Source organism: Tolypothrix campylonemoides VB511288_2, from assembly GCF_045999855.1.
GTDB classification, from domain to species: Bacteria; Cyanobacteriota; Cyanobacteriia; order Cyanobacteriales; family Nostocaceae; genus Scytonema; species Scytonema bouteillei_A.
Genome location: NZ_JBFPMW010000002.1, coordinates 729483 through 750460, shown reverse-complemented (window position 1 = coordinate 750460; position 20978 = coordinate 729483). Strand labels below are relative to the sequence as shown.

The 20978-nt window shown below is 42.5% G+C and carries 21 protein-coding genes and 2 pseudogenes; 9 read left to right on the top strand and 14 right to left on the bottom strand.

The window, feature by feature from the left end:
• Positions 1 to 35 precede the first annotated feature (35 nt).
• Positions 36 to 1178: a glutamine-hydrolyzing carbamoyl-phosphate synthase small subunit gene (carA, locus tag AB0756_RS07680; RefSeq protein ID WP_038088991.1), complete on the bottom strand. Its 1143-nt coding sequence runs from the start codon at positions 1176 to 1178 to the stop codon at positions 36 to 38.
• 286 nt (positions 1179 to 1464) lie between these two features.
• Here carA and AB0756_RS07675 point away from each other — a divergent pair, with 286 nt between their 5' ends.
• Positions 1465 to 2604, top strand: coding sequence for a retropepsin-like aspartic protease family protein (locus AB0756_RS07675; RefSeq protein ID WP_038088988.1), 1140 nt, complete (start codon positions 1465 to 1467; stop codon positions 2602 to 2604).
• A gap of 13 nt (positions 2605 to 2617) precedes the next feature.
• Here the strand turns inward: AB0756_RS07675 and AB0756_RS07670 are convergent, their stop codons facing one another.
• Positions 2618 to 3502 (bottom strand): lysophospholipid acyltransferase family protein, encoded by an 885-nt coding sequence (locus AB0756_RS07670; RefSeq protein WP_082051819.1) that lies wholly within the window; start codon positions 3500 to 3502, stop codon positions 2618 to 2620.
• A gap of 191 nt (positions 3503 to 3693) precedes the next feature.
• Complete coding sequence (locus tag AB0756_RS07665) at positions 3694 to 4095, bottom strand: hypothetical protein (protein ID WP_038088986.1); 402 nt, start codon at positions 4093 to 4095, stop codon at positions 3694 to 3696.
• Between the two features lie 199 nt (positions 4096 to 4294).
• Here AB0756_RS07665 and AB0756_RS07660 point away from each other — a divergent pair, with 199 nt between their 5' ends.
• Together AB0756_RS07660 and AB0756_RS07655 are read left to right on the top strand one after the other, a co-directional pair.
• Positions 4295 to 5629, top strand: coding sequence for a hypothetical protein (locus AB0756_RS07660; protein ID WP_038088983.1), 1335 nt, complete (start codon positions 4295 to 4297; stop codon positions 5627 to 5629).
• A 752-nt stretch (positions 5630 to 6381) separates the two neighbouring features.
• Positions 6382 to 7515, top strand: coding sequence for a GGDEF domain-containing protein (locus AB0756_RS07655; RefSeq protein WP_050046398.1), 1134 nt, complete (start codon positions 6382 to 6384; stop codon positions 7513 to 7515).
• Between the two features lie 108 nt (positions 7516 to 7623).
• Here AB0756_RS07655 and AB0756_RS07650 read toward each other — a convergent pair whose 3' ends face one another.
• Both AB0756_RS07650 and AB0756_RS07645 read right to left on the bottom strand, forming a co-directional pair.
• A complete protein-coding gene (locus AB0756_RS07650; RefSeq protein ID WP_038088980.1) occupies positions 7624 to 8190 on the bottom strand; it encodes an HdeD family acid-resistance protein in 567 nt (188 codons plus the stop codon).
• Between the two features lie 209 nt (positions 8191 to 8399).
• Positions 8400 to 8792, bottom strand: coding sequence for a carboxymuconolactone decarboxylase family protein (locus tag AB0756_RS07645; RefSeq protein WP_038088976.1), 393 nt, complete (start codon positions 8790 to 8792; stop codon positions 8400 to 8402).
• 52 nt (positions 8793 to 8844) lie between these two features.
• Here AB0756_RS07645 and AB0756_RS07640 point away from each other — a divergent pair, with 52 nt between their 5' ends.
• A complete protein-coding gene (locus tag AB0756_RS07640; RefSeq protein WP_038088974.1) occupies positions 8845 to 9489 on the top strand; it encodes a DNA-3-methyladenine glycosylase family protein in 645 nt (214 codons plus the stop codon).
• A 27-nt stretch (positions 9490 to 9516) separates the two neighbouring features.
• Here the strand turns inward: AB0756_RS07640 and AB0756_RS07635 are convergent, their stop codons facing one another.
• Together AB0756_RS07635 and AB0756_RS07630 are read right to left on the bottom strand one after the other, a co-directional pair.
• Positions 9517 to 10893: a cytochrome P450 gene (locus AB0756_RS07635; protein WP_038088971.1), complete on the bottom strand. Its 1377-nt coding sequence runs from the start codon at positions 10891 to 10893 to the stop codon at positions 9517 to 9519.
• A gap of 13 nt (positions 10894 to 10906) precedes the next feature.
• On the bottom strand, positions 10907 to 12277 hold the full coding sequence (locus AB0756_RS07630) for a cytochrome P450 (RefSeq protein ID WP_038088968.1): 1371 nt from the start codon (positions 12275 to 12277) through the stop codon (positions 10907 to 10909).
• Between the two features lie 192 nt (positions 12278 to 12469).
• Between AB0756_RS07630 and AB0756_RS07625 the strand changes: the two genes are divergently transcribed.
• A complete protein-coding gene (locus AB0756_RS07625) occupies positions 12470 to 13207 on the top strand; it encodes a hypothetical protein (protein WP_137986473.1) in 738 nt (245 codons plus the stop codon).
• Positions 13208 to 13235: 28 nt separating this feature from the next.
• Here AB0756_RS07625 and AB0756_RS07620 read toward each other — a convergent pair whose 3' ends face one another.
• From AB0756_RS07620 to AB0756_RS07610, 3 genes are all read right to left on the bottom strand, one after another.
• On the bottom strand, positions 13236 to 14120 hold the full coding sequence (locus AB0756_RS07620) for an alpha/beta fold hydrolase (protein WP_038088965.1): 885 nt from the start codon (positions 14118 to 14120) through the stop codon (positions 13236 to 13238).
• Positions 14121 to 14153: 33 nt separating this feature from the next.
• Positions 14154 to 14927: an SDR family oxidoreductase gene (locus tag AB0756_RS07615; protein ID WP_038088963.1), complete on the bottom strand. Its 774-nt coding sequence runs from the start codon at positions 14925 to 14927 to the stop codon at positions 14154 to 14156.
• 77 nt (positions 14928 to 15004) lie between these two features.
• On the bottom strand, positions 15005 to 15808 hold the full coding sequence (locus AB0756_RS07610) for a Cif family virulence factor (protein WP_038088960.1): 804 nt from the start codon (positions 15806 to 15808) through the stop codon (positions 15005 to 15007).
• A gap of 90 nt (positions 15809 to 15898) precedes the next feature.
• On the opposite strand from AB0756_RS07610, the gene murG reads away from it, so the two are divergent.
• The gene (gene murG, locus AB0756_RS07605) at positions 15899 to 16975 is read left to right on the top strand and encodes an undecaprenyldiphospho-muramoylpentapeptide beta-N-acetylglucosaminyltransferase (RefSeq protein WP_038088957.1); all 1077 of its coding nucleotides are present in this window, start codon (positions 15899 to 15901) and stop codon (positions 16973 to 16975) included.
• A 362-nt stretch (positions 16976 to 17337) separates the two neighbouring features.
• On the opposite strand, the pseudogene AB0756_RS07600 reads toward murG, so the two are convergent.
• From AB0756_RS07600 to AB0756_RS07590, 3 genes and pseudogenes are all read right to left on the bottom strand, one after another.
• Positions 17338 to 17622 (bottom strand): annotated as a pseudogene (locus tag AB0756_RS07600) (Ycf66 family protein); the annotation flags it as partial.
• 62 nt (positions 17623 to 17684) lie between these two features.
• Positions 17685 to 17978: pseudogene (locus AB0756_RS07595) on the bottom strand (Ycf66 family protein); the annotation flags it as partial.
• 37 nt (positions 17979 to 18015) lie between these two features.
• Positions 18016 to 19071 carry a serine/threonine-protein kinase gene (locus AB0756_RS07590; protein WP_082051817.1) on the bottom strand — a complete coding sequence of 352 codons (1056 nt, stop codon included), beginning with the start codon at positions 19069 to 19071 and terminating at the stop codon, positions 18016 to 18018.
• Positions 19072 to 19237: 166 nt separating this feature from the next.
• Here AB0756_RS07590 and AB0756_RS07585 point away from each other — a divergent pair, with 166 nt between their 5' ends.
• From AB0756_RS07585 to AB0756_RS07575, 3 genes are all read left to right on the top strand, one after another.
• Positions 19238 to 19468: a DUF6737 family protein gene (locus AB0756_RS07585; protein ID WP_050046395.1), complete on the top strand. Its 231-nt coding sequence runs from the start codon at positions 19238 to 19240 to the stop codon at positions 19466 to 19468.
• Positions 19469 to 19534: 66 nt separating this feature from the next.
• Complete coding sequence (locus AB0756_RS07580; protein ID WP_038088950.1) at positions 19535 to 19828, top strand: hypothetical protein; 294 nt, start codon at positions 19535 to 19537, stop codon at positions 19826 to 19828.
• Positions 19829 to 19838: 10 nt separating this feature from the next.
• Positions 19839 to 20234: a type II toxin-antitoxin system VapC family toxin gene (locus tag AB0756_RS07575; RefSeq protein ID WP_038088947.1), complete on the top strand. Its 396-nt coding sequence runs from the start codon at positions 19839 to 19841 to the stop codon at positions 20232 to 20234.
• A 25-nt stretch (positions 20235 to 20259) separates the two neighbouring features.
• Here AB0756_RS07575 and AB0756_RS07570 read toward each other — a convergent pair whose 3' ends face one another.
• Positions 20260 to 20850 (bottom strand): thioredoxin family protein, encoded by a 591-nt coding sequence (locus AB0756_RS07570; protein WP_038088944.1) that lies wholly within the window; start codon positions 20848 to 20850, stop codon positions 20260 to 20262.
• Between the last annotated feature and the right edge of the window lie 128 nt (positions 20851 to 20978).

Sequence of the window (20978 nt, the reverse complement as noted above, 5' to 3'; positions counted from 1 at the left end):
TACGACCAATTGGCATAAAGGAAGTGGGGATTCCCTCAACGAGACGATCGCATTTGTTGTACAAATTGCTCAAACAAATAATCGGCATCGTGAGGACCGGGGCTGGCTTCTGGATGGTACTGTACTGAAAATACAGGCAGAGATTTATGACGGACGCCAGCGACGGTGCGATCGTTGAGGTTAAGATGACTCACTTCTACAACAGCTTCTGGTAAAGAATCTGGATCGATCGCAAAACTGTGATTTTGGCTGGTAATTTCCACTCGTTGTTGCAATCCTGCTGGTTGATTCAAGCCCCTGTGACCAAATTTCAGCTTAAAAGTCTCAGCTCCGAGGGCGCGACCAATAATTTGGTGTCCCAAGCAGATCCCAAACATGGGTTTTTGCACTCCAAGCAGTGCTTTTGTGGTTTCAATACCTTCGCTGACAGCGGCTGGATCTCCCGGACCGTTGGAAAGAAAGATTCCATCCGGGTTGTATTTCAGGATTTCCTCAGGCGGGGTATTGGCTGGAACTACGATGACCCGACAGCCATAACTGGCTAATCGACGTAAGATGTTGCGTTTCACACCAAAGTCAAGAGCAACAACGGTGAAACTCTCTCCATCGTTGACTTTGGATGCAGCACTGTATTCCCAAACAGGGTTTGTCGGTTCCGACCACTCATATATATCTGATGTGGTGACTTCTCGAACAAGATTCAACCCTTTCATGCTGGGCGCTGCTTGTACCTGTTCTAGCAGTTCTGCCTCATCAAGAATTTCAGTCGAAATCCCACCGTTCATGGCTCCAACCATGCGGATTTTGCGAGTCAACGCCCGCGTATCAATTCCATAAATACCGGGGATTTCATGCTGTTTGAGGTAATCGGGTAAAGATTGTGTTGAGCGCCAGTTACTTGGACGGTTACAAATATTGCGTGCGATCGCACCCCGCACCTGGGGTCTATCTGATTCCTCATCCTCTGGATTAACGCCAGTGTTTCCCAATTCCGGGTAAGTAAACACGACTATCTGACCGCAGTAACTGGGATCGGTCAGCACTTCTTGATATCCTGTCATGCCAGTGTTAAACACCACTTCGCCAATTGTGGTTTGGGTAGCACCAAATGACCAACCACGATAGGTTGTTCCATCTGCCAAAACAAGAATAGCGGGTATTGCGTCAGATAGGGGCATAGCCGATTAAAGTAAAGGGGATTGGGGAACTTGGGGTCCCCTCTGGGGATAAGGGGCAATGGGGATTGGAGATTGGGTATGTGAAACTTTTCTAAATCTCCAGTCCCCAATCCCCAGTCCCCTGCCTCTCAAGACTGCGATGGACTATTATGCCATAAATTATTGATTTCGTCACGAAAGAGTTATGTTAATAAAAACTTAAGAAATTAAAACACAAAATCTTTAAACACAAATTAGGAGTGATAGTAGATTTATAGGAGACCAGACGGGTAAAATTTTATTAATTATGCTTCAGCCCATTTTATCCCGTGCAGCGTTAATTGTTGTCTCATCAACACTGGCGGTTGTAGCAGTTAGTTGTCAACAAGGGCAACAGGCTGCTACCAAGATAAGTAAAGATGAGCACCAACTGCCTACTGAAAAAAAGGTTGCCCCGCCAACTGCCACAACGGTAGAAAAGCCAAATATCCCGCAACTAAACCCAGTCAGGCAACAACCGTCTGAAATTGAATTGAGTTATTTTGAGCAAGGATTGGACAAAGCAGTTGGTGCTCTAAGCATCAGCCAGTCTGCTCAATCCTCAGAAGATTGGAAGCTAGTAGCAACGGAGCTGCGAGAGGCGATCGCGCTGATGAAAAAAGTGCCAGTTGATAGCCCTTATTTCAATAGCGCCCAAGCAAGAGTACTGGATTACCAACGCCAGCTAAAATATGCCGTACAGCGAGCAACACGTCCTGTGACTCCACCAGTTCTAATACCCACACCACCAGATACAGTGGTCGGTCTGGCTCCAACTATCCCTGCTGCACAACAACAAAATCTCAATCAAAAAACTGCTGTTTTGATACCAAAAAAACCGTCTCTACCCCTATCAAGGCGAAATGTAGTGTCGGTCAAACAAAAACAAGCGTATGCAATTCCGATTGCAGTTCCAAAACCCAACGAACCCCCAGTATATAGCGCTCCCATCAAGAGAAGATTGGGCGGTACGCCAATTATTGAAGTGACTTTCAACGGGCTTCAGAGTTTTGAGATGATTCTTGATACCGGAGCAAGCGGGACAGTCATTACTCAGAAAATGGCACTTGCTTTGGGCGTCGTTCCAGTGACAAAAGCCAAAGCAAACACTGCTAGTTCTAAAGCAGTTGAATTTCCCGTCGGTTATGTGGATTCAATGGAAGTTGGTGGGGTAAAAACACGCCAACTTCCAGTCGCGATCGCAGGTGCAGAATTGGAGACTGGGCTCCTAGGACACGACTTTTTTGGCAATTACGATATTACCATCAAACGCAACACCGTAGAATTTCGTCCGCAATTTCACCCCCACGCCAACTCTCAGGAAGAACCTGAGGTAAGAGTTCCGTCTTTGTCTCAAGAACCTCAAGTCAGAGAACCCCAACCTATAGAAGTTCCTGCACCAAATTGAGATTTTGAGTTTTTCACAAAGAAGAAAATTGAATTAACGAGTCCAACTCTTGCTGCATTTGACTCCGAACCATCTCGTAACACGTATTAACATACTCGCTGTCGCGAGCCGATTGTTTTCCATAACGCTCAAAAACAATCGGGGGACAAACGCGAGTGCGAATAGTTACAGGGATTGGGATATGAGGTAAAGGACCAAAAGCAACACCCCAAGGTAAGCCCAAATAAATAGGAAAAATTTCAGGATCGATCCCTAAAATCCAAGGCATTCCCCATTTGTGGAGTTGCTGTGCAATATCATAGCAATTAGCCAGCACCAGAAACGTGTCGTGAGACCCAGTAGAAATGACAGGTACTATGGGGACATTTTTCTGTAATGCTAATTTAATAAACCCCTTGCGTCCAGCCAAGTTAATTTTGTTACGCAAATAAAAGGGTCGGAAAACATCTTGAACTCCACCCGGATACACCAGTACACTGGCTCCCGAATCCAAAGCCGCAACTGCCATTTTTGGATGAGCCACTACAGCACCAACTTTTGCAGCCATCACTGACAGTAGGGGAGACGCCAGCCATACCTTAGGATGTAATAAACCGTACACGGGTTTTTCCACACCAAACCTTTGGAACCAGTCATACATCACCATAAACATATCAGGTGCTGCAAATCCCCCACTATGAGAACCCACAAATAAGACCTTTTCTTGAGTGGGTATGTGGTGCCAACCACTCGTTTCTACTCGAAAATAATACTCATACAGCCATTTCCATATAGGCATAAAAAGTTGAATAAATTTTGGATCTCGTCGATCCAAAGACCATCCAAGCTTTGTTGTTGATTTGTTTTCCTTCAGTACATCAAATATATCTTTGCTAGCGCGGCGAACTTCTTCAAGCATGGAAACGGACTATACCACTATAATATTCCTTCTAAATATTGCACTTTTTCTCATTTCAGACCATAGACAAAGTTTAAAATAAACCAGACATCCTGGCTCCCAACCATACAAGAAAAAGCTAAAGATTTTTTATTTTGAAAGTTCCCAAGCCAATTTTATTGAGGGAAATGCACGCGAAACTAGTAGTACTTTTAATATCTATCCTTAAGTTTTTTTTGATAGTACATCACGCTCCTAATATCCTCTGGAAGCAATCCTAACTCTTTCGCGATCGCTGCTTCCACTTGGCTTGCTTCTGTAACTGGAAACACAAACGTCAAACCTTTCACGGCTTTGTAAGCTGTCTTGACTTCAACCCTAGAAATACCTCTCTGTTTGTCTATTTCTGCCTTAATAAAAAGTCTTAACGTTTGACGTGGCTTGATCGGCTGCATTTCCACCTTTAAATGACTTTCTCCGTGGTCTGGCTGACTCAAGATTCCATCCATCACACACCCTCCTCCTACCCACAAAACAAATCCTAACAGCACTAAGGGTAGCCAAAACTCCAATCCCAGTTTTAGTCCTAGCTTCAAACTTTTGTAGCGATTCATCTAGATTTGTTCCTAAGAATCAGGACGAGTGTTTGCAGTTCTCAGTATAGCAGATGTAGCAAATGAGCAGAAAAAGGCGAAGGGTTTTGATGGTTTAGGTGTCAAAAAGCGCAAGCTCTAAAAATTCCTCCCAAGCGCAGATACTCAAATTCTTTCAAAACCTCTATTGTGCAATTGTAGGTTTCTGTGACATAAACTTGTGGATGCCATATTAGAGCGATCGCACCAACTACAACAAGATATAACTGATTTTGTGTTTGATGCTGAGGATGAACTAGCACAAGCCTTGGAGACCTATGCTGCTGAGAAATCGCGTCGCGGTAGCGGTGACAGTTTCCAAAAGGATTTTGTAATTGACTCATTTATTACAGAAGGAAGAGTGGGAGACTCCTCACCACTAGATCTGTACGTAGAAAGCCAAGCCGATCTCTCAGAAAGCGATCGCAAACTCATTAAAAGTTGGCATCATACATTTATTGGCTTATTTGCCGTCACCAAGATTCTACCTGATGGTTTTGAACTTATGAATTGGTTGACTGCAAAGCATTACACAGTCAAGCCAAACAATACCCAAATCCAAAAAGAACTGTCTCGTGTCAAAGACGGAGAAATTATACTTACCCGCATTTCTCCCGTGACAGACACTTACTGGACGTTTTCCGGACCACAGACACTTATGGGTAAATTGGGTAAACCGAAACTGGCAGTTGCGATAGGTAATTTTAAAGACAATTATCGCAACCAACTCTACGGAGATGCACCCGAGTTACTAGAAGAAGCTTGGTTATCAGTAGAACAATATCACCAACAATTTGTAGACTTTTTTGAAAGAGATGAAGTCACCTTACCGGGGTATCAACTCAACAAGAAGATTGCTGAATTTCAAGAAGTCATGACACAAAAGCGCTTGGAAGCAGCAGGGATTGACCCTTCAAAATCTCTGGAAGAAATCGTACAAGAATCCGGTATTGAACAAGAAGAAATTCAAGCAGTTGCTGAGGAATTAGGCGCTGATTCCAAAACAGTCTCTCAAATGTTTGGGAGTCAAAATAACTCTAGCAAAATGGTAATGCCAAAAGTTGACTTACCAGCTGAACTCAAGAAAGCAGAGCAAGTCACTGCTCTTTCTCATCCCCGATGGGGACAAATGTTTCTCCCAACTTATGCCAAAGTCCAACAAATTCTAGAAACAGAAGATTGGCAAAGTGTAGAAGGTGCTGAAAAACTTATCCGTTTTTATCTTGAAGATAAAAGTATTAACACTTTTATTTGGCATCGCTTAGCCGAACGGTATCCCATACAGTTAGAAAAAGTTGTGCAAACAGTGTTACAACGTCCGGAGTTTCAGCTGCAAGAAAACTTAAACACACTATTGCAAGAATTCAACAAGCCCATAGAACCAGAGTTACCAGATATTGCTAGCGTACCAATACACCTACACAACCTATTTCAAGAAGCTGTGGTGGAAGTTAGTAAATCTAAGCCTAAAGGAAAGGGTCAAAAGCAATCAGCTAAAGGTTTTCAACGCTTGTAATGAAGTCGATCTTATTTTAAGTCTAATTAGGGCTGGCTCGCGAGTACTCCAATCCCCATGACTCCGTTGCTTATTATCAATAACAATGGAGTTTGAGCGAGAAGCTTATTTCTCAAGTCTGCGAATTTTTACAAAATTTTTGTATAAAAACGTACTTTTTCGTGCGTGTACTTATGAGTTTTAGGTTTTTATTATTACCACTTAGCGATACGTGAGTGAGATAGGCTGGCAATCCTTGTCCAAAGAGTATAATAATTAATTTAAAGATCTTCTACCTTAAGTTAGGTATTTATGAATTATAACTGCTTCCTAAGAGGTATTTTATGTTCACCAGCTAGTGAAAAGTACAATGATGGCAAGAAAAGCCTGGAAAACAATCACGAATTTACAAGAAACGACTTGATATTTGCTTCTTCCCAAAAGACACCCTGATAAAGTGCGGGCACTGTTCACTTGTTAGGAATGACTCTAATTAAGGTGTGCAAGTAGCAATTCAATAACTTGTCTGTTAAAGCTCAAAATTTTAATTGACTAATATTGGGTTGGTAGAAATACGCAAACCATTAAATAGCCGATCTGTTACCCTTATCCCTCTACTGAAAAGATTTGACCGTTGTTCTATGAACGCAGTCATTATCCCATCATTCAGTAGTCTGTATTTTCCACTATTTTGATAGAAGAAACTTTTTTCTTTAACGCAAGTTAGCTACTATATCACCCCTCGACTGATTTTTTTGAAATCCAGGGGATATATGACCAAAAATTTTTCCTTGCTATTGTATTATCAAGCGCTGCTAAAATTTGAAAACAACAATCCTGCCAGTCAATACGTACAGGCAATGGAACATCTGTTAGAGGTAGTTCAAGAACTTTCACTAGCCCCTAATTTAGACAAAATTATGGAAATTGTGCGGGTAGCTGCACGAGAACTAACAGCATCAGATGGAGCTAGTTTTGTACTTCGGGAAAACGATTGCTGTTACTACGCTGATGAGGATGCTATTGCCCCTCTATGGAAAGGTCAAAAATTTCCTATGAGTATTTGCATTAGTGGCTGGACTATGTTAAACCGTCAACCTGCAATTATTCCCAATGTGGCAATTGACGAGAGAGTGCCTTATGCTGTCTACAAACCTACCTTTGTTAAAAGTATGGTCATGGTACCAATCCGGACTCAAGATCCGATTGGTGCTATCGGAATTTACTGGGCGATGTATCATCAACCGACTTTAGAAGAGGTAAAGGTATTACAAGCACTAGCAGACACGACATCCGTAGCAATGGAGAATGTACGGATTTATTCAGAAGTAGAACAACGCGTACAAGACCGTACTATTGCCTTACAACGAGAAATCAAAGAACGCGAAGCTGCGGAAGCTGAAGTTCGTCGCCTCTCTCTAACTGATGAATTAACTGGATTGTACAATCGACGTGGCTTTTTTGTGGTAGCCGAACAACAATTACAGTTAGCCCAACTGACACAAATTCCTGTAGGGCTGTTGTTCATCGACTTAGATGGACTCAAACACATCAATGACAACTTGGGACATGAGTTAGGAGACGCTGCTCTAGTTACATCTGCGAACTTAATTAAACAAACTTTTCGCAACTCTGATACTTTAGGGAGAATTGGAGGTGATGAATTTGTCGTGCTGATGCAAGGAATTAACCCGACTCCGGAGACATTAGTACAACGGCTGCAAGCTCAAATCGATGACTTTAATCAGCATCAACACCAATCATTTCAAATTTCTATGAGTATTGGAATTCAGTATTACGATCGCACTCAGTCGCTCTCTCTGGGTGAGTTAATTACGCAGGCGGATCGGCAAATGTACCAACAAAAACGTTTAAAGAAAGCAAACCAATCAGCATCCAAAACATAGGGACTTCCAAATAAACTTCTCCCAAAACTTCTGGTGATGCAGATTTTTAAAGCCCGTTCCACAAGATGGAAAATTTATTTCTTGGAAATCCCTCAGAGCATTTACAGTTTAAGCACCTGCAGCTTGGTCGGAGTTAACTGTACTGCGTGCATTCAGTGACATCATGACACGTGAAACACCTGTGGATAGAACGCTAGCTCCAACGAGTGTTCCCAAAACCCAGGGCGCATCAACAGGCCATTGAAACCAAATCATAGCACCAAGTACTAAGGTAACAATAGCGTTACCCAATGCCCAAGTCCAACTTTCTTGGGGACGCAGGCGGAATGCCAAAAGTAACTCAAATACACCTTCTGTTAGTAAAAAGCTACCAAGCAACAAGGTCAGTGTCAGGATTCCCGTGAAGGGGTAAATGAACAGCATAATACCCGTTGCTATGTAAAGACCGCCTAATAGGAGCTTCCAAAGGAAGCCTCCTTGCTCGCGGGTTTGTATTGCGTAGGAAAGTTTTGCTGCTCCTGAAGAGATGAGTATCAAAGCTACCCACGTCTCTGCAAAAATTGTCGAAACAGCTGGCATTGCGATCGCGCTAATGCCCAAAACAATTAACAGAATACCAATCCACAAAGAGCTATTGGGGTTTTTGTTAATCTCAGGAGAAACGTTAGTTGTCATATTCTTTTTTCCCTATCCTTAAATAAAAAGCTTACCTTTAGGCTAGGGAATATTTGGGGAGTAGCGATATACCCTTAGGGTAGAACCTTGTTACAGCCTATTTATAGATTATGACTTGGCATTGTTAAACAGCAAAAGACTAACTACTAGAAGCAACTGGCTGCTGTTTTTCCTACTTTTTGATGTTTCTTCTTCCCCAAAGTTAATTCTTAAGTCTGAAACTGGTCATCAACTGGAATTCTGTAACCATTAGCAAGGCGATTTGTCATATTGGCTGTAGCGACGATCGCCATAAGTTCGCCAAACATCTCATCACTCATACCCTTTGCACGTCCTGCGGCTGTATGTGAGGCAATGCAGTATTCACAACCAGTTGTAACACTCACCGCTATATAAATTAACTCACGCGTTAGTGGATCGAGTTCACCAGGAGCCGTCATCACTTCTTTCACGGCTTGCCAAGTCCGGTGTAAAGTAGGGGGATGGTTGGCTATAGCTTTCCAAAAGTTGTTGATGTAATCGGTCTTGCGGGTAGCACGAATGTCATCGTACACTGAGCGAACTTCATCACTCGCTTGTTCGTATTCAATAAGTTTAGTCATGTGTTCTATCTACTGCTTAGCTTCAGGTACTATCATTCTTTAAGTATCTTTTATGGTGACTCACTTAGAATCTTTAACAGAAGAAAACCTGAGACTGGGTTTGATGGAACTCGCCAGTCGCGATCGCGATTTTGCTAGGATTCTAGACATTTTTGGACATCCACCGCTTTGGAGTAGAGAAGCAGGTTTTCCAACACTGCTCCGTATTATTTTAGAGCAGCAAGTATCCCTAGCGGCTGCAAGGGCTGTGTTCAACCGTTTGTGTGGGATAATTGTGCCCCTGACACCCGACAATTTTCTGACATTTAACGATGTGCAATTGAAAGAAATCGGCTTTAGTCGGCAAAAAATAGTTTACGGTCGTGCGTTAGCAAACGCAATTACCTGCGGTCAGCTTGATTTAGATAGGCTAGAAACGTTAGACGAAACTACTATCAGAACCGAACTCAAGCGCATTAAAGGGATTGGAGACTGGACTGTTGATATTTACTTACTGATGGCGTTACAACGTCCTGATGTCTTTCCCAAAGGAGATTTAGCACTCGCCATAGCCTTACAAAAAATCAAAGGTTGGACGTACCGTCCAACTCCAGAGGAACTCGAAGCGATCGCAGAAACTTGGCGACCGTGGCGTGCTGTCGCCGCAAGGATTCTATGGCACTACTATTTAGAAAGTCCCAAAAAAGCTGCTACTTAGTTTGTACTGTGTGTATTGGGGGACTTATTACACGAGCAACGGACTCTTTGCAGGCTTGAGCGTAGGAGTTGCGATCGTTTGAATTCCTGCGGGTGCTGCTATAGTCAATCCACGGCGCACGGGACGCACGGGACGCTTGTTGACTCGGGAAACTTGAAATTGTGAAAGAATTGTTGCCAATACAATTTTCATTTCATACTGAGCAAATGCCATGCCAATACAACGGCGATTTCCACCACCAAAGGGTAAATATTCGTATGGAGAAAATTGTCTTTCCAAAAAGCGTTCTGGTTTGAACAGCTTTGGTTGTGGGTAAACTTCTTCTCTATGGTGCGCTAAGTATACACTGACAATAACGCTTGTTCCTTTTGGGAGGTTATAGCCCATAACTTCCATTGGCGATCGCACCACACGTGGAAAAGCAACCATTGCTGGAGGATAAATCCGCAAGGTTTCCTGGCAGACTGCTGTTAAATAGGGTAATTTTACAATGGTACTTGGATCTGGGTCATCGCCGAGGAGATTGAGTTCTGCTAGTAAATTCTCACGAACCTCAGGAACAAAGTCAATCCAATAAAACGCCCACGTTAATGCCGTAGCAGTGGTTTCATGTCCTGCTACAAGTAGAGTCATTAATTCATCGTGTAACTCTTCATCTGTCATCGCCTCACCGTTTTCATCACGTGCAGACATCATCAAACTGAGAATATCTTGCCGATTTTGGTTACACTCTGCTCTTCTTTCTTGAATCAAAGCATAAATCATCTCATCAATTTGCTGCTGCAGGCGCAAAAATCGACCCCAGGGACTCCAAGAACCTAAATCTTTTTGTAGGGATGGAAAAAATAAAATTGCCGATACAAAAGGAGAACTAATAGATTCCAGTAATGAACTCAATAGGTAGCGTAATTTATCCAGACGGGGTTCTTCATCCAAACCAAATACCACTCGCAAGATAGCGCTTAAAGTAATTTCTTGCATGGAAGCACGGATGTTAAATGGCTGACCTATCTTCCACGAGTGACTCACTTGGCGAGCAATTTCACGGATAGCTACTGCGTAGGTTTTCATGCGATCGCCATGAAAGGGAGGAGCGAGAAGTTGACGCTGACGTTTGTGTGAATCGCCACCTAGAAGAACAATTGAATTTTCTCCTAACAAAAACTTAAGTATTCCATTGCCCCTACCACCATCCAAGTAACTAGAATCCGCATTAAAAATCTGTTGTACGGCTTGGGGATGGCTAAAGTAGACAATGCGGGAAGTTTTACCACCCCATAGAGTAAAGTTGTCGCCGTAATTTTTAGAAAAATCTTCTACATATTTTATTGGTTGAAAAATCAGCTTCATCAATTGCAGTGGAAGACGCTTTTTCGGACCGTTAGGTAGATTAATTGTACTCATAAAAGTTAACTTTTCAAGCTGTTAGTTGTCTTATAGAGCTAGGTGTTACCACCATTCGCATTCCTGCTGGTGCTGCCATAGTCAGACCACGACGTACAGGACGCAAGGAACGCTTGTTAATTCGAGAAACTTGAAATTGTGAAAGTATTGTTGCCAATACAAGTTTCATTTCATACAAAGCAAATGCCAGACCAATACAGCGACGATTGCCACCCCCAAAAGGCAAATACTCGTATGGAGAAAATTGCTTCTCTAAAAAGCGTTCCGGTCTAAATTGCTTTGGTTGCGGGTAAACTTCTTCCCGATGGTGCGCTAAGTACACACTAGGAACAATGACTGCTCCCTCTGGCAAGTCATAACCCATAATTTTTATTGGGGAGCGCACAATACGAGGAGTAGCACTCATCACAATAGGATGAATGCGGAGAGTTTCTTGGCAAACTGCTGTTAAGTAGGGCAATTTAGTAACAGTCGTTGGATCTGGATTTTCACCCAGAGTTTCGAGTTCTGCCAGTAAATTGTTACGGACTTCTGGTAAGCGATCGACCCAATAAAATGCCCATGTTAAAGCCGAAGCGGTGGTTTCATGTCCGGCGACGAGCAGTGTCATTAACTCATCGCGCAACTCAACATCAGACATGGCTTCACCATTTTCATCACGAGCAGACATCATTAAACTGAGGACATCTTGGCGAGTTTGGTTTGATTCCGTTCTTCGTTCTTGAATGAGAGCATAAATGAGTGTGTCAATTTTTTGTATTTGGCGCAAAACCCGACCCCAGGGACTCCAAGCTCCTAAGTCCTTCATAAAGAAGTCAAAAAAGGTAGCACCAGACATCAAGGGAGAATTGATAAAGTCTAGCAGAGACGTGAGCCTTTGCCTGAGTTCTTCCAAACGCTGTCCTTCATCCAAACCAAACACAACTCGTAAAATGACGCGTAGGGAGATTTCTTGCATCGACTCCCGAATAACCAAAGGCTTGCCAATCTTCCAAGATTCCATGACTTGGTAAGTAATTGTGCGGATAGTCTCTCCGTATGCTCGCATGCGATCGCCATGCAGGGGAGGAGTTAAAAGTTGGCGTTGGCGCTGATGTCGTTCTCCATCAAGTAAGAGCAAGGAGTTGGTTCCAAACAAAAAAGTTAAACTGCTGTTTGTTCTACCCGCATCCAAACAGCTAGCATCTGCTGTAAAAATCTGCTGCAGCGCTTGAGGCTGAGTGAAATATACGATAGGAGTTCCTTTTTCCCCAAAAACTGTGATGCTATCACCATAGTTTTTGGTTAGTCCTTCTACATATTCCAGTGGCTGAAAGATAAATTGCATTAACCTCACAAACAGAGGCGTTTTCGGTCCATCTGGCAAATTGTATATTCCTTGCATAAGTAGATTATGGAATCAAGCGCTTCTCAATTCTACCTTTTGTATGAAAAAAGGGTTATGAGCCGCTGTGCTAAGTAAAAATAATCGCCACTCCAACAATAACAGGTTAGGATTTAGGAATGGTGGATCGGTTTCCCTTGGGGTTAAGATTCTGCCATGTCGCTCAGAATTTAAAGGGTTATAGGGGAAATAATGATGCAGGAAAGCATTTCTGATTTGCAACAAGAAGCGCAAAAATTTTCACCTCTAGGGGCTACACCTACTATTGAAATTACTGCAACTACAGTAAATGACAACTCCGAGCAACCCCTAGTTCCTTTAGAATCTCCTGTAGATAAAAAATATTTGCAGTTAGAAGCGACAGTCAAAGAGTTAAGAGACTCTTTGGATAAAGCCAGACAAAATGAAGTCAGTTTTCAAGAAAAAATTATTGAATTACAATCTGCTTTATTAAAGCAGAAAGAATTATCGGAACGGTTGAAATCGGAAGTAGAAGAAGCTAAAAATGCAGCTATTCATCTAGCGCAAGCCAATTCTAAGTTAACTGAAGAAATAAGTGTTTTAAAGCAAGAAAAAGAAACTGTTCAAGCATCAGCAAAACCTGCAGCTAGAGGATCTATCCAATCATCGGTAACACCTGCAGCCAGAGGATCTATTCAACCATCGATAACACCAGACCGACGACCCGTTCAACCATCAGTAACACCTGCAGCCAGAGGATCTATCCAACCATCGGTAACACCAGACCGACGACCCATTCAACCATCGGTAACACCAGACCGACGACCCGTTCAACCATCACCACAAGCGGATAAAGGAATTATTCAACCATCTAAATATAAAAAATCATATACAATACCAAAACTGCCAGACAAGCCAAAAGATGAGTCTGTTGAAAATACTAATTCTCAAATGTGGTTGCTGGATTAGTACAAGAAAGTAGCCCCATCTGAAAGAGCTAGCGAAATTCTAAAATATTTTGAGCGGTCATGTGCGGTTGTTCTACATGAGGAACATGACCGCAATCTTTAATCCAGATCAGTTTGCTATTGGGAATTGCTAGCTTAAATCTTTTTGCATCTCTAGTACCTACAATTTTGTCGGAATCTCCCCACAAGATGAGCGTTGGTTGAACGATTTGTGATAGAGTTGTAAATCTAAATGCACTATATCCACCACTTTTAGTAAAAGCAATCAAAGCTTTGTTCCAATCAGAGCATTCAAGGTGAAGTGATGCACAGAGTTGGGAATCTAGTGTTGCTAACTGTTTGTTTTTATAAGCAGTGCGCGTTATACTTTGTCTGACTTTTGGATTTCGTAAAAACTCTGTTGCTAAATAATCTAATGGTGGAAACATGAATTTGCTTATCGGCGGACCACCTACCAAACCCGTACTGTCAATTAGCACGAGCTTGTGAACGACTTCTGGGTAGCTGAGGGTAAAATCAATAGCAGCTGCGCCTCCCATGGAAGCACCTACTAAAATGACAGGTTTGTTAATTAGGGTTTTCCAGAAATAATAGAGATGGGTTTTAATGGCACTGGGACTAAACTTTATTCCTGCAGGTCTGTCCGTAAACCCAAATCCTAACAAGTCCACCGCCCATGTCTCATTTTGCCCTGCAAGTGGAGGTATGAGACGGCGAAATTCAAACACGGAACCATCGAAACCGTGAATCAATAGCAAAGGTACACCCCCACTCCCTTGCTGTACGTAGGTAGTGGTTATTGGTTGTGTGGTCAAAGGAGTTGCGATCGCAGTTTGCTGGATGCTTTGAGCGAGAGCAATTGACGCGGGTTCTGTCAGTTGGGTAACGGTTGTAGGTAGAAAATTTGGAAACATAAACTTTATTTTACTATGCCCAATCCCCAAATATCACTGTTTCCTGTTGACCAATGTTACGCTAGCTTGGTCAACTGGCATCAAGATCACTTCATTAATATTGACATGGGCTGGTCGGGTCACGCAGAAAAGTATGACATCTGCGACATCATCCGGAGTCAGGGGAGTCACTCCTTGGTAAACTTTTTTGGCGCGTTCGGCGTCGCCGTGAAATCTGACTTCGCTGAATTCTGTTTCTACCATCCCCGGATCGACGGAGGTGACGCGGATCGATGTCCCCAAGAGATCTTGTTTTAAACCTTCAGTAATTGCTTTGACAGCAGCTTTAGTCCCACAGTAGACATTTCCATTGGGATAGGTTTGATGTCCGGCGATCGAACCAATGTTCACCACGTGACCGCGATCGCGACTTACCATTCCGGGAACAACAAAACGAGTTAAATAGAGCAAACCTTTAATATTAGTATCAATCATTTCCTCCCAATCCTGAATACTGGCTTCATGGAATTTATCCAACCCACGACTCAGACCTGCATTATTTATTAATATATCGATATCAGACCAAGGGGGAGGTAATTGAGAAATAGCAGACTCTACTGCGGCTATCTCTCGTACATCTAATTGTAATGAATAGATTTCAGTAGAAAAGTTTTTGTTGAGTTCTTCTACTAACTGCTGCAAGCGATCGAACCTTCTTGCCGCTAAAATTAGTTTTGCGCCTGCGGCTGCAAATAATTTGGCGCAAGCCGCGCCTATACCACTGCTTGCACCAGTAATTAAAACGATCTGATTTTCCAGAGAAAACATAATGAATTATGAATTATGAATTATGAATTATGAATTAATTATTTCATAATTTATAATTCATAATTCATAATTTATGATTATCTATTTACAACTTGAAGCCGTTGAGTGATCATTGTCGTTCCACCTCCCCGCATAACAACAGCAGAAATCCATTGGCTACCGGGAACCATTGGTGCGCGTCCAATTTTAAAAATTCCCCCAGAGGACAGTAATTCTAAATCCACTTGTGTGGGAGTTAGGTACTTTTCTGGCTTAATTGGTTCTTCTAGTGCTGCGCCTAAAAGATAGTCATCACCAAGGGGTTCTTGAACAATGGCATCTAGGTTATACTGCTGACCAACTTTGACTTGTTGGGGGAGTTTCAACTCAATTTGAGGTGGTTTGGCACCTGAGGTTAGCAAAGTGCGCTCGGATAAGATGTCCTGACGCACAATTTTTCCACCTGCAATGCGCTGGCGCGATCTAATGGTGGCGTTGAGAGCCATGTTGTTACTGGTAGCAGACGGCATTCCAGTAATATTGGTGACTGTTTCAGCGACAATCGCATTACCCTCTGCTTTCCACGATTGCAACTGAGTGGTATATTTCAATTTTGAGTACCGATGCCAAAGGCTCGTGAGAGCTTTTTCCATGCTTGGACGGGTTAAGCCATCACTGTGAGTGAAATTAGGGCTGTAGAACTGAATAACTCCTTTGAGATCGCCCCGGCTAGCTGCAGTATCAACTTGTGTCAGTAAGTTTTGGACTTCGGCTGGTGCATTTGGAACCGTACTGGCTTGAGCGCATTTCAAACTTGTTAGCAAACCAAATGCCAGTAGGGAAATGGCTAGCAAGCGGCTCGGTTTGCGTTGGTGCAGAAAGGGAATTAGGTTATTACGCATTGGTGATAGGTTCGACAATTTATCTACAGTAGGCAAGGAAATTGTTTAATCTTAAGTTAATCTAGGTGCTTTTGGGGTGAAAATGGTGAGATGGCACATACTCCTATACGTTTATTAATAGCTGCTAGTGGCACTGGCGGACACTTGTTTCCCGCAATTGCCCTTGCCGAACACTTGAGCGATTATCAAATAGAATGGCTGGGTGTTCCAAATCGGTTAGAAACACAGCTAGTTCCCAAACAGTATCCCTTGAATACTATTTCAGTAGAAGGATTTCAGCAAGGCTTTGGGCTGGCATCCATTAAAGTATTGGGAAGACTTATCGGTTCGGTTTTGCAAGTTAGGAAAATCTTACAACAGGGAAACTTTCAGGGAGTTTTTACGACGGGCGGTTACATTGCTGGACCTGCTGTCATTGCTGCACGTTCTTTAGGTTTGCCTGTCATTCTTCACGAATCCAACGCCTTACCTGGTAAGGTGACGCGTTTTTTTGGACCTTGGTGTAATGCGGTAGCAGTTGGATTTGAAGTGGCGAGTCAGTACTTGTCTCGCGCCAAAACTGTTTGCACCGGGACTCCCGTGCGATCGCAATTTTTAGACGAAGCCACTGCAGCATCGCTGGATTTATCTATTCCAGAAGGAGCTCCTTTGATCGTTGTTTTTGGTGGAAGTCAGGGTGCTGTTGCTATCAACAAACTAGTACGCCAGTCTGCTAGTGCTTGGTTTGATGCTGGTGCTTGGGTTGTTCACTTAGTCGGTGATAAAGACCCAGATGCAGAAAGCCTGAAGCATCCACAGTATATTTGTTTACCATTTTATAATAATATGGCAGCACTGTTGCAAAGGGCAAGCTTGGCAATCACTCGCTCTGGTGCTGGAAGTTTAACAGAAATGGCAGTTTGCGGTACACCTGCGATTTTGATTCCTTTTCCTTTTGCAGCAGAAGACCATCAAACTTACAATGCAAAGGTTTTTACCTCGGTTGGTGCAGCAATTATGTTTCAACAATCGGATTTAACCGATGAGCGTTTGCGTTCCAAAGTGTTGGAGTTGTTGCAAAATCCAGAAGAGTTGCAAAAGATGAGGAGAGCCGCAAAAGCGATCGCTGTTCCCGACAGTGCGGACAGGTTGGCTCAATTGGTTCGCGATCTTGTGGAAAAGAAGTGAAAACAAGCAACTGGGTGGGGTTTAAATCCCACCTAATTAGCGTTCCCATAATGAGCAAAATAGCTGCTATAGGAATCATAAATAATATGTGAAAAATTTTAAGTACTGTAGGGTGGGCATTCCCACACAAAAGCCTTAGTGGTGAGCTTTAGCTCTACCTACATATAGTTCATCAATAAAATAAAAATCCTACAGCGCTTTGCATCTGAATGAGGTACACCCCCCTTTCATCCACCCTTAGTAAGGGGGGACAGAGGGGGGTAATTTTTGTACCTCACCAAGTTGAAATCTGCTGTATATCTTCAATTTTGTACTACTTATTACAATAAAATAATGAACATACTTTAAGGTCTATTACTTCGGCGAATCTGGATACTTTCAACTGTATAGAAAATGGTAATTCCTACTAACAGAAGTTGACCAAACTGTAGAATTGGATCGAGTCGCCACCCTTGAAATATGAGTATAAAACCAGAAATTACAGCAGCTACAGAAAAAAAAGTGTCATGACTTCTTGCTGGTATTCCGCGAACCAAGGGCATAACTAATGCCAAAATCATAAGAAAAATACCTAACAAAGATGCTGAATTCGATCCGAAGTTGACCTGTGCTAATACACCGCCCAAACTCAATTCCAAGTTTACCATTTCACCCTCCTAGTTACATTTTGGCAATGCTTAATATATCTTTTTACTGATTTATCCGCTCAACGCAGGCGAATACATTCAATCGTAGAGAAAATAGCTGATGCTACTAGCAAAAGTTGACCAAACTGTAGAATCGGATCGAGCCGCCATCCTTGAAACACAAGAATCAAACTACAGATTAAAGCTAATTGAGCAAAGAGGATGTCATAATATCGGGCAAGGTGTGGACGCCATAAGGGAAGGGAACATAAAGCTGTACCTGCAAAATAAACAACAATACCTAACACACTTGCCGAATTTGCCCCAAAGTTCACCTGTGCTAGCACATCTGTTAAATTTAATACTAAGTTAACCATATGACCGTATTAATTAACTTCCATATATCTGGTATCACTATCTTACAAACAGACCCCACAAAAGAAATACAATTGGCAGCACAATGAAAGGAATAAGTCCAATTTTTGCCACCTGTTGCAGTCTCTCAGATGAAACTTGAATCTGTGGCGTGGAAGTAAGTCTTCTCTGAGAAAGATTTCTTGGTGGCGCTGGGGTATAGTTGGGACGGTTTGTCTCCCTCTTTGACTGATATTCGTAGCTAACTACAGGTTGTGTTGGTGGGAAAGGATTTGCTAGATATTGCAGGACTTGTAGAACTTCCGTCGCTGATTGGTAGCGGTCTTTTCTACAGTCGTAGCATACCATTCTACTGAGAACTTCTGTCAATCTTTCGCTAACCTGAGCTTGGTGTTTCCAAACAATTTCTTCTGTGTTGGGATCTACCTGTAGTTGAGTTGGATACAACCCTGTTAGGGCTTGAATGCCAATAATACCTAAAGCATATATGTCACTATTTGGGCGTGGTCTACCTTGTGCTTGCTCAGCTGGCATATAGCCGGGAGTACCAATAGCAACGGTGGGAGGCATTTGAGTTTGACTTGTTGCTAGTTGCGTTTGCACTTGCTTAACAGCACCAAAGTCAATTAATACTAATTTGCCATCTCTATGCCGTCTGATTAAGTTATCAGGTTTAATATCGCGGTGGATAACTCCATAGCTGTGAACGAATTCTAAGATACTCAAAACATCTTTTAAGAATTCGATAACTTGAGATTCGGTCCAACGTTGATTGGTTTGCAATTCGGCGCTCAGTGGTAGCCCGTCAATAAAATCTTGTACCAAGTAGAATTCTTCGTCTTCTTCAAAGTAAGCCAACGATCTGGGAATTTGGTTATGGTCACCTAGCTTTTCCAGGGTTTCCGCTTCACTGTAGAATAACCGTCTGGCAGTTTCCAAGTAGTTGGAATCGTTACTAGCGGGTTTCAGGCGTTTGACAACACACATAGGGTTGCCCACTCTTCTTGTATCTTCAGCAATATAGGTTTCACCAAATCCCCCAGCGCTAAGAACGCGGACAATTCTATAACGCCCATCTAGTAACTTTCCTAACATGGTATGATTGGTCTCTATTGACACTTCATAATTTTGGCACACGATCGCTTTTGGATAGATTGAAGAATGCGATCGTTCTTCTAAATGCAGTACAGTTTGCTATCTAAGGCTGACAAGGGAGTAGTATTGTAAAATTAAAATTCGTGGTCTTAATTAATTTTTTACAATGTCTGAGCAAAACTCTATCAATCCTTGGAAATACAAACCTTGGTGGTGTCAACCATGGTCCATTCTTCTAACAGGTGTGACTTTGATTGGTGGCAGTTGGGTATTATTTAAAACTATTTGGTTTACTATTTTCGTCAGTATACCCATCTTAGTATGGATGGGATTTTTCTTACTGATTTGGCCTCAATTAATAATTCGTAGCGGGATTTTGGAGTCACAGCAGGAATAAAGAGATAAGGCTTGTGAATTGATTGAGTTCAAATAACATAGAAGCAGACAACCACAAAACTACACTATGACTCCACAATTTGAAGCCGTAATTGCTGCCATCCAACTACTCTCATCTACAGAACGCCAACAACTGCTGCAAATCCTTACCCAAAGCAATTCATCCTCAAATTCTCAACCCGATCTTAAAACCCTTAGTACCCAGTTTTTCCAAGGTACAACACTGAAGCAACTACTTGCCAAGCATCCTCCCACAACTGTTGATAACCTCAAAAACCTTGCTGCCGATTTTTGGCCTGAAGAAGACTCTATTGAAGATTTTCTCGCTTTCCTGCGACAACAGCGCCAAGAAGCAATCTAACTAAACTACCATGAGTCTTTTTCTGATTGATACTGACATTGCTTCCTTCATCCTTAAAGGTAGTAATTATGCCGACCCTTACCTACCACTTTTGAGTGGTCAGGAATTGGCATTGTCATTCATGAGCGTCGCTGAACTGTTTCAGTGGGCAATCTTGCGTCAGTGGGGAGAGCGTCGTCTCACCCAGTTAGAACAATACCTATCGAATTACCTTATTATTCCAGTGGATCGACCGCTTTGTCGAGAATGGGCACAGGTTTGTGCCTATCGACAAAACGCGGGAAGACCGATTTCACCCCAAGACGCCTGGATTGCTGCAACGGCTCTACGTTACGACTTACCGCTAGTCACTCACAACATCAAAGACTTCCTAGAAATTCCCAATTTACAAATGATTGCACCTTAATTTAGTTTTTTCCTCGAACAGTAGTTTATTTAACAACTTGACTTCCGTGACTGCGGGGATCGTCTTGAGTGTTTGTTGGTGCGACTGGTGCGGAAAACTGGGAAATTTTGCCACTTGCTTGAGCATATGGCAGAGGAGAATCGGCAACTAAAGCTTCTAAATTGCTTGATAATATTGTACGAGGTTGATCGCCAATCGCCTGTGTAAGAGGTTCGCCATTTTTACTCAGGTAGACGAAGTGAGGGATACCATCCACCCGGTACTTCAACATTTCTGGCAACCACTTGGTATTATCTACGTTCAGCATGACAAAATTAACTTTGCCAGCATACTCTTGTTCTAGCTGTGCAATATCTGGTGCCATTTTTTGACAGACAGTACACCAGTTCGCGTAAAATTCTACAAATGAGGGTTTGTTGTTGGTTAACGCGACTTCCAAAGGTGTGGACTGTTCGTCTAACTGAGTTAAAGAAGCGGAGGTTGTCTCTGTCTTCAGTCCCAACACCAGAGCAACGCTAAGAGCGATCGCGACTATTGCAACTAAGAAGTTACGCAAGCGCTGTCCGAGAGGGAATTCAGATTTTTCTTTTGAGTTAACAGGTGATTCCGTACTCATAATAAAATTATTAAAACTTATTAAGTGCCAGTATCTTCAGTTTAACTTGTTGTTTGGGGCGTTTAGTTAGCAAAACGGTACTTCTAGAATAGAGTCAGTGCTATTTATTTGCAAAAATTACTAGAAAA